Source organism: Microbispora sp. NBRC 16548 (genome assembly GCF_030268985.1).
Classification (GTDB): domain Bacteria; phylum Actinomycetota; class Actinomycetes; order Streptosporangiales; family Streptosporangiaceae; genus Microbispora; species Microbispora catharanthi.
The window spans coordinates 1-1,573 of the sequence record NZ_BSSF01000054.1; the positions used below are offsets into that span (position 1 = coordinate 1).

The 1,573-nt window shown below is 77.4% G+C and carries 1 protein-coding gene; it reads left to right on the forward strand.

The annotated features are described in order from the left end of the window. Nucleotides 1-1,573 (forward strand): polyketide synthase dehydratase domain-containing protein (locus tag QSK36_RS42980; protein WP_285786430.1); only part of this gene is annotated, 1,573 nt, incomplete at both ends.

Consider the following 1,573-nt stretch of genomic DNA (forward strand, 5'->3'; position numbering starts at 1 on the left):
GCTGCTGCTGTCGGCCGGCGAACTCCACGTCCGCGGCGTCCCCATCGACTGGAACGCCCTCTACACCGGCACCGGCACACGGACGGTTCCCCTGCCCACCTACGCCTTCCAGCACCGTCGCTACTGGATCGAACCGGCCCGGCCTCTCCTGGACACGATCACCTCCGACCCGGAGACCGGAGGTGTCCTCGCCGGCGGTCGCCTGTCCCTGCGGAGCCACCCCTGGCTGGCCGACCACGCCGTCGCCGGACGCGTCCTGCTGCCCGGCGCCGTCTTCGCCGAGCTGGCGCTGCGGGCCGCCGAGGAGACGGGCGCGACGTCCGTGGAAGAGCTGATCATCGAGACGCCGCTGGTGCTGCCCGAGCAGGGCGCCGTACGGATCTCGGTCGCCGTCGGCGCGGAGGACGGCTCCGGGCGGCGCCCGTTGAGCGTCCACTCGCGTCCGGAACCGGAGGGTCCCTGGACGCGGCACGCCACCGGCCGGGTTTCCACGGCCGCCCCGGCGCCCCCGCCCGGCTCCGTCGCCGCCCTGGGGCAGTGGCCGCCGGCCGGGGCCGAGCCGGTCGCGCTCGGCGCCTTCTACGACGACCTGGCCGGGCGCGGGTACGAGTACGGCCCGGCGTTCCGGGGCCTGCGCGCCGCCTGGACGCGCCCGGGTGAGGTGTTCGCCGAGGTGGCGCTGCCCGAAGGCGTGCGGGCGGACGGCTTCGCCCTGCATCCCGCCCTGCTCGACGCCGCGCTGCAGTCCGCCCAGCTCGGCGCCGCCCCGGGTGGCGACGGCGGGGACACCCTCCTGCCGTTCGCCTGGAACGACGTGACCCTGCACGCGTCCGGCGCCACCGTGCTGCGCGTGCACGCGGCCCGGGCGGGCGACGACGCGGTGACCTTCAGGATCATCGACAGGACGGGGCGGCCCGTCGCCGGAATCGGGTCGCTGGTGCTGCGCCCGGCGGCCGAACCCGCCTCGGACGCGCTCCACCGCATCGACTGGACCCCCGTGGCGCCGGTGCGGGAGGCCGCGCCGGTGCCCGGGGAGGACGTCCTCGACCTCACGGACGTCCCGCCGGGCCCGCCGCCCCAGGCCGCTCGCGAGCTGGTCGAACGGGCGCTGCGGCGGATCGGCGACGCGCCCCCGAGGGTGGTGCTCACCCCCGAGGGACCCGCCGGGGCGGCGGTGCGGGGCCTGATCCGCACGGCGTGGCAGGAGACTCCCCACCCGATCACGCTGGTGGAGACCGGCGACCCGGAGGCGGCCAGGGCCCTGCTGCCCGCGGCCGTGGCCTCCGGCGAGCCGGAGCTCGTCGTCCGCTCGGGCGAGCTGCGTGCTCCCCGGCTGGTGCGGGCGCGGGCCGGAGGGCGTACGGCCGGTCTCGACCCGGACGGGACGGTGCTGGTCACGGGGGGGACCGGGACGCTGGGCGGGCTGGTGGCCCGTCATCTGGTGGTCGTGCACGGGGTGCGGGAGCTGGTGCTGGTCAGCCGCCGGGGTTCGCAGGCTCCCGGCGCCGATGACTTGGTGGCGGAGTTGCGGGAGGCCGGTGCCCGGGTGCGGGTGGTGGCGGCCGATGTGGCC